General features: G+C 40.3%; 5 protein-coding genes and 1 pseudogene. 4 read left to right on the forward strand and 2 right to left on the reverse strand.

The window, feature by feature from the left end:
• Positions 1 to 280: pseudogene (locus LC574_RS19535) on the forward strand (hypothetical protein); the annotation flags it as partial.
• Positions 281 to 526: 246 nt separating this feature from the next.
• On the opposite strand, the gene mobV reads toward LC574_RS19535, so the two are convergent.
• A complete protein-coding gene (gene mobV, locus LC574_RS19540; protein ID WP_229455036.1) occupies positions 527 to 2311 on the reverse strand; it encodes a MobV family relaxase in 1785 nt (594 codons plus the stop codon).
• A 931-nt stretch (positions 2312 to 3242) separates the two neighbouring features.
• On the opposite strand from mobV, the gene LC574_RS19545 reads away from it, so the two are divergent.
• On the forward strand, positions 3243 to 4046 hold the full coding sequence (locus LC574_RS19545) for an ABC transporter permease (RefSeq protein ID WP_368736708.1): 804 nt from the start codon (positions 3243 to 3245) through the stop codon (positions 4044 to 4046).
• Positions 4047 to 4154: 108 nt separating this feature from the next.
• Positions 4155 to 4751 carry a DUF1802 family protein gene (locus tag LC574_RS19550; RefSeq protein ID WP_229455037.1) on the forward strand — a complete coding sequence of 199 codons (597 nt, stop codon included), beginning with the start codon at positions 4155 to 4157 and terminating at the stop codon, positions 4749 to 4751.
• Positions 4752 to 5184: 433 nt separating this feature from the next.
• Here the strand turns inward: LC574_RS19550 and LC574_RS19555 are convergent, their stop codons facing one another.
• Positions 5185 to 5865 (reverse strand): hypothetical protein, encoded by a 681-nt coding sequence (locus LC574_RS19555; protein ID WP_229455038.1) that lies wholly within the window; start codon positions 5863 to 5865, stop codon positions 5185 to 5187.
• A gap of 577 nt (positions 5866 to 6442) precedes the next feature.
• Here LC574_RS19555 and LC574_RS19560 point away from each other — a divergent pair.
• Positions 6443 to 6706 carry a hypothetical protein gene (locus LC574_RS19560; RefSeq protein ID WP_100896936.1) on the forward strand — a complete coding sequence of 88 codons (264 nt, stop codon included), beginning with the start codon at positions 6443 to 6445 and terminating at the stop codon, positions 6704 to 6706.
• Positions 6707 to 6846: the final 140 nt, after the last annotated feature.

Below are 6846 nucleotides of genomic sequence, written 5' to 3' on the forward strand. Positions count from 1 at the left end.
CAAAGCTAGGGGATGTCTTGTATCAGGTACTCCGAAAGAACAGCAATTATATGTTGTCAGAGAATTTTTATTGAAGAAAGGAAGTAACCCTCAACCTACAGATGTAAAAATAGAAGTTGTATCGAAACAAGAAAAAGAGAAGATATTACGAAATGCAGTTGCAAATGCAGAAGTAGAAAATGCAACTCTTACAAATTTTGGCGTATCCTCAAATGGGCTAATTCCGAATGGTAAAGCTTGCAAGACGATTGACGAGTGGAAGAACGAACAAATTAGATAAGTAGGGCTTGCTTAATAAAAGTGTAAGGTAGTCCAGATAAGGAATTCAAGCCTTTTTACACCAAGCAAGTGCAAGACCATGACATCTAGAGTCTCAAAACCCTTGCACAATCGTTAGTGATCGCTGGGTAAATTTGAAAACTGAGCGACGAAACAACTAGTTTGCAAGCTGTGCGGCTTCTAGATTTCTTTTAGAGACTTATTCAGCAAGCCCTAAACTACCGAGGGTGAATTGGAGCAGAACTTCTTAAAGCTCCATCCCCCGGTTTTCATCCCGTTGTTGGGAGTGATGCTGCTGCAATTGGCGTGAGAAATTCACCAGTTCCTCATTCCAATCTCTAGATGAACACTTGTTCCTTCGAGCCTGTGGCAGTACACCCGCTACAGCCCATGCAGCTGCATTATCAGATTCATCAGGAGCAAAGGCTACTTGTACAGTAGGAATATGCTGCAATTGCTCTACTGGTAAACTTTTGGGGTCATCCACTGCCAGAAAGAGCGTTCTATTTGATGGCACGTCACCTCTGACTTGATACTCCAGCATTGCAAAAGATATGGCATCGATGGGCGACTTACACAGGACTACTTTCTCTGGGGAATCAGTAGGCTGTCCACCCAAGTGAAAGTAAAACCAGCTCTCACGCCGCTTGCTTCCTTTCTCGTAACCTTTGAAAGTGTTGTTTTCTCCCCCGAAGTTCAGATCAGCCCAAGCCGCCGCTCCGACTTCTCTCCGTGTCGGGAGCAGGAACGCACCTAGTGCCTGGGGTAGTGAGCCAAGATTCCGCATGACGAACACAGTGTTTTGCTGGTCATCAGCGTAAACTAACCCCCGGTTGTGCAGAACTTCCACAAAGTTTTCAGGTATCCCCCGTTTCTGTGTTAAGTAGTTGTGAACTGCTGTCCACTTACTTTTATCCTCAACTGGTAGTGTAAATTTTGGCGGTGGCTCTCTTTTGATAATTTCAGTAGCTTGTTTTCGAGCCTGGGCTAAAGCAGCTCTTTCTGCCCCAGCTTCCCCAAAACGCTCACTTAGCCACGAGATCGCCTGACGCAGATTACACTCATTAACGTGCATTACCAAGTCAATTGCACCATCTCCCCCCAATAGAGAACCAGGAGCGAGATCGCTGAATTTCGACTGATTTATATTAATGATGTGATTTTGACCACGCCATCTGTCTTGCTCATGGTCTAACCCCAACTCCCAAGCTACATCCTCTAAGGCTAAGTCGCGTAATTGCTCTGTCTGTTGCCGCCACAACTGATTCTGTTGCTCTAATTGCTGAATCCGTTTTTGCAACAGTTCATTTTCAACCGATAGAGCTTTAGCTGTAGCTTCTATCTCTTCAAAGCGCCGCATCGCCCTATCCCGGTCGGCGGCTTTTGCCTTCAATTGCTCTGGGTTCAGGTCTGATACTTCTAAATCTCGCCCCGATTCCACTATGCTGTAAAAATCCTTGATGTCCTGGTGCTGCGCTCTACTTCCCTTGATCCCACGCTCTAGTCCAATCAGCCGCATCGTGTCATAGTACGAATCTTGGAAAGAGTGAATTTTCTGCCGTCCATCAAAAAAATGATTACACCGTAATTGTCCTTGATCATCCAAAGGGACAAAGTAAGCATGGATATGCGGGGTGGTTTCATCTAGGTGCAACTCTGCCCGAACTATCCGCTCTCCGTATTCATCTACTAACCACTGATGAGTCGCTTCTAGCCAATCATCCAGTTTTTGAGGTTCATAATAACCTGCTCTGGTTGGGCAATCTGGGCGGAAATAACTAGGTGAAGCACTCAACAGAAATTCTACACAGTACACCCCATCTGTGCGAATCTTTCGTTTCTGCTCATATTCGGCTATCTTAGCCAAAACCAAATCTTCCAGTCGTTCCTCTGGGTTATTGCTACCAATGAATCTGATATTTTCTTGGTTGGGGTCAGCGTTGGGGGTTTCTCGCTCGCGGCTGGTGTGAGATGCACTCCCCGCTATCTTACTTCGCTTTAATTTTTTTAGTCGCGCGATCGCGTATGCCATTTTACTCCTGACCCTGTTAAAATTATTTCTTACTCAAAATTTTCATTTTTTCGCCTCAAACGCCATGCAAAAATGGCTCAAATCTAACTTAGCCAAAATAAGCGTAATGGGTACGGTTATTTTATTATTTCATCGAAGAATTGTTGCTTACAAAAAATAGCTATTCCCTGCGACAGTCGTAGAGTAGTTCGAGAACAGTCGTAGACTAGTCGTAGAGAATTTAGTAATTGCTATTTTTGATTCCCGAAACCAGTCCTAGAGCAGTCGCAGAGCAGTTACAGACTAGTCGTAGAACAGTCCAAGAGTTATTGTGATTTTCTATACAATTTTGCAATTTAAAGCCCACTAAATACATAGACTTAGCGGTGATTGTGATTGAGTTTGTAAAGGAAAAGAAAAAGGAAAAGAAATCGGTTAGACTTTAATTCAGTTCTGCATTTTGATTCTGCAAAGTGATATTGCTTTTATATTTTTTGTCTATCTTTGTACATAAATTAACCTCTACTAAAGAGGTAAATATATTTTATATCATTAATTGTTAGTAATTTGGTGCAATTTTAAATATAGGTTTTATATGAGCGACAAAATTTAAGTTAAATAGTGATAATAAGCAGAAATCCTCTACTATTGCCTATCAAGTACTTGATTTGAAAATATTATTTAAAGAATCAACTGCATAATCAATTTTTGAGCAACTTTCCTTCAACATTAATTCTATCTAAGTACAACATTTCATTAATTCTCTGCGTACCTTTGCGTTTACCTAGCGCCCCTCTGCGTTTAAATTTCAACCCTCAATTCGCCACGATTTTACGCAAAGCTGTACTAAGCTTTTAACAGAAGGCAGAAGGGAGAGAAGAGAGTTAAAGTATTGACTTATTACATTAAGTATGATATTTTATATTACTATCTAAAAAAATCAAATATAAACGTGAATATCTCTCCATCCCTCAAAAAACCGCGTGTCTCATGGCAGGCGGTTTTCTCACTGCTGATGTTTGTGTTCATGTACCTGCCCATACTGGTACTTAGCTTTTATAGCTTCAATCAGTCACCTTACAGTGCAGGTTGGCAAGGATTCACTCTCGATTGGTATAGCAAGTTGTTCGGTGACGATCGCATTTTATCAGCTTTGCAAAATAGTTTAATAGTTGCTGGCTTTGCAGTTGGGATTTCAGCAGTACTAGGAACCTTAATGGCGGTTGGGTTAGCGCGTTACCAATTTCCTGGTAAAAAATTGTATCAGGGTGTTGCTTACCTACCATTGATTATTCCCGATATTGCGATCGCAGTGGCTACCCTAGTATGTCTAGCAGCCTTTGCAATCCCTTTGAGTTTGTGGACGATAGTTGCAGCCCATATCGTGTTTTGTCTCGCCTACGTCGGACTTGTGGTTGCTTCCCGACTTACCAATTTAGATCCTCACTTAGAAGAAGCAGCACTAGATTTAGGTGCAACACCAACACAAGCTTTCATCAAAGTATTATTACCTCAATTAATGCCTGGTATTATAGCTGGTTGTCTCTTGGCCTTTGTTCTGAGCTTAGATGACTTTCTCATTGCCAGTTTTACTGCTGGTAGCGGTTATAACACCCTACCAATGGAAATTTTTAGCCGCATTAGAACAGGAGTCAAGCCTGATATTAACGCGCTGAGTGTCATGTTGATTACAGTATCTGCGATCGCTGCTCTTGTAGCTGAATTAATTCGCATTTATGGAGAGAATAAAAATTAAGTGTGATTTGGACTTCAGTTGTACCTAACGCTTGCTTTCTAATTCATTCCCCTAGATAGTTTCACACGTTATCGGTCTTAGCTTGAAATTAAATCAGAGTTACAGTAGATGCTGATGGAATTGACTACAACTTTTCATGCTCTCAAAGAATGGGCAGTCGCCATAAATGCCTTGGAAAGTGGCAAAACAATTATGTTGCTCCGCAAAGGTGGTATCCATGAACGAAATGGACATTTCCAAGTTGCCCACAAGCAAATTTTGCTTTACCCTACTTATGAACATCAACAAGCTTTCATGCTGAAAGCTGAGTATGCCAATCATGTTTATCCAGTAACATCAGGTTGGCATCCAGAGAAAGTGCCCATCAGCAGTTGGGCTGAAATTACAGATATTTTGCCAGTTAGCGATGAGTCTATTGTCAACACATTGCTTCCCTTCCATATTTGGAACGAGCATTTTATTAGCGATCGCCTCAAATGGAAGCCACGCCAGCCGCTTTATATTCTCCTCCTGCGGACATATAAACTACCCCAACAAGAAATTCCTTACCACCCTAAATACGGCGGTTGCAAGTCATGGATTGATTTAGATCAACCAATTCACTTGCAAGGAGCAAAACCAGTTTTATCTGACTTTGGATACACTCAACTAGTCAAGACAATTCGCCAGATTGTCGGCGATAAGTTGTATGCTCCCTCTTTCTGATAACCCAAGTTACAGGTTGTGAAAAAGCAGGGGGGAGAGAGCAGGGAGCAAGGGAGAAAAACCAGCAAAAAAGCGGTTGTTGCTCAAAACGTTGGGAGACAAGGAGCAAAGGGGCTTTTACCCACAATTCGGCTTGGTTTGCACCTTTTCCCCTGCCCCCTGGCTCTTATCAAAAGTACTTTTTAAACCAATACGCTTGGGTTAAGCCAGAAAAATAACAATTCAAAATTCAAAATTCAAAAATAAATTTGCGTAGGTTGGGTTGAGGAACGAAACCCAACATTTTCTTTCGGGCATTTGTTGGGTTTCACTTCCCTACAGGACGCTGTGTTTTGACTTCGCTCAACATAAATTCGCGTTCGTTCAACCCAAGCGTATTGCTTTTTAAACATCCTCTTAATTACGAATTACGAATTACGAATTACGAATTGTTTTAACAAACCTTGATCTTGCTTTGTTTGCCCAATAAAAGCTTAAAGCCATCAAACATAATTGTGAAAGCTTGGTACACACGGTCAACGATCTCACAAATTTTTTTCTCTTCATCTTCAGAAAGATGAATACTATTTAAAAAATCTTGCATTTCCTGCTCAAAAATTTCGTGATTATTTTCAACATCTAAATGATGTATTGAGAAATACTTGAGGTTACCAGAATAACCGACTCGTTTCACCAAGCTTGCAGTGTACTCAAAAAAGATGTGACCTGTAGACTCAAGACTCATTATCAGAGCAACTCTTTCAATATCACTACTTGCTCGAAAAACCTCCGACATTATAGCATAGGTAGCATCGCGGGTGAAAATATAATCCTGGCTATATAGCAGTTTAAGATTAGGTTCTTCAACTTTCAACTGTTGAAGATCCCTTAAAAACCATTGCTCGTGCCCCATGTCCTCGACTAAATGATGGTGAACAACTTTACGGATTTCACTATCAGTCATTTGCATTTCGTTTATTCGTAATACGTCCTGAAAAGACATAACCCAGAAACTCAAGTATTGAGCAAACAATTTTATACTTTCTAGAGAACTTTCTCTAGTAATTTGGTTGAAAAGTGGGTGTCTAGCTAGTTTAATTTGCTTTTGAATTATATAATTATCGACGGTTTTCATATTAAATCCAATATTTCCTTAAAGAATATACTAGCGATCGTCAATACCTTCGCCAAAAAAAGAGGACGAAGAGAAAGGGTCGATATAAAGTAAGTCTGAGTTAAAAAATCAAGCTATGTGACGAAACGTAAAATCACCCAATAGCTTATGCATTGGTCATTTCACAGTTTTGACAAAACTCAACATACACAGGTTTTATCATGCCGACTTATCTAGTTTTATAAGTAATTTCCGAAATTGGCAATAGGCTTTATGTATTTAATCAAAAAAACAAATAGTCTAATTGCGAACTTAAGCAAAAAAGTAGTTATTGTTACACACAAACCCAAATAACGCGGATAACATTAAAAAAATCTCACCCGATAAATAAATAAGGTGAGTAAAGCTGTTCATCTTCATGTCCCTCTAGCAGATGTCTTGCAAGCTATGACTTGTGAAATAATTATCCTGAAGTGGATAGAACTTAATTACACTTTGTCTAAAGTATTAGGCAAAAAGTATCCCACAAGGGTGATAATTAGCTTGACAAAAATCTGTTATTGTGCATGATTAACTAGGAAAGTAGAAGGAGTTTGCAATGCATCGACAAATGTGCTGGTTACCTAAATTTGGTGGCGACGGAGAAAAAATTTTGTATTTGCAGACAGAACCCAATCAACCTTGGCGTCCTTACACAGCTTTTAGAGGTTTTACAGTCCCAGATTATCAAATACCAGGTGGTTCTAAAGGTTGGGCAACTTATCAAAAACTTCTCAAAGCAGGTTGGACACTAGTACCTAGCGCACGGGCAAATGAGTTTGGCAGTAGCAGCTACGTAGAATCAACGACCCAAAATCAATAGTCAATAGTCATTAGTCATTGGTCATTAGTCATTGGTCACTTGTACTGAGCGAAGTCGAAGTATTGGGCATTGGGCATTGGTTATTTATCAATGACAAATCACTTCATTTTGAAATCCTTGAGGAGAAATGGCATAATCAT

Origin of the sequence: Nostoc sp. CHAB 5715, assembly GCF_020829685.1 — a bacterium.
Lineage (GTDB): Bacteria > Cyanobacteriota > Cyanobacteriia > Cyanobacteriales > Nostocaceae > Nostoc.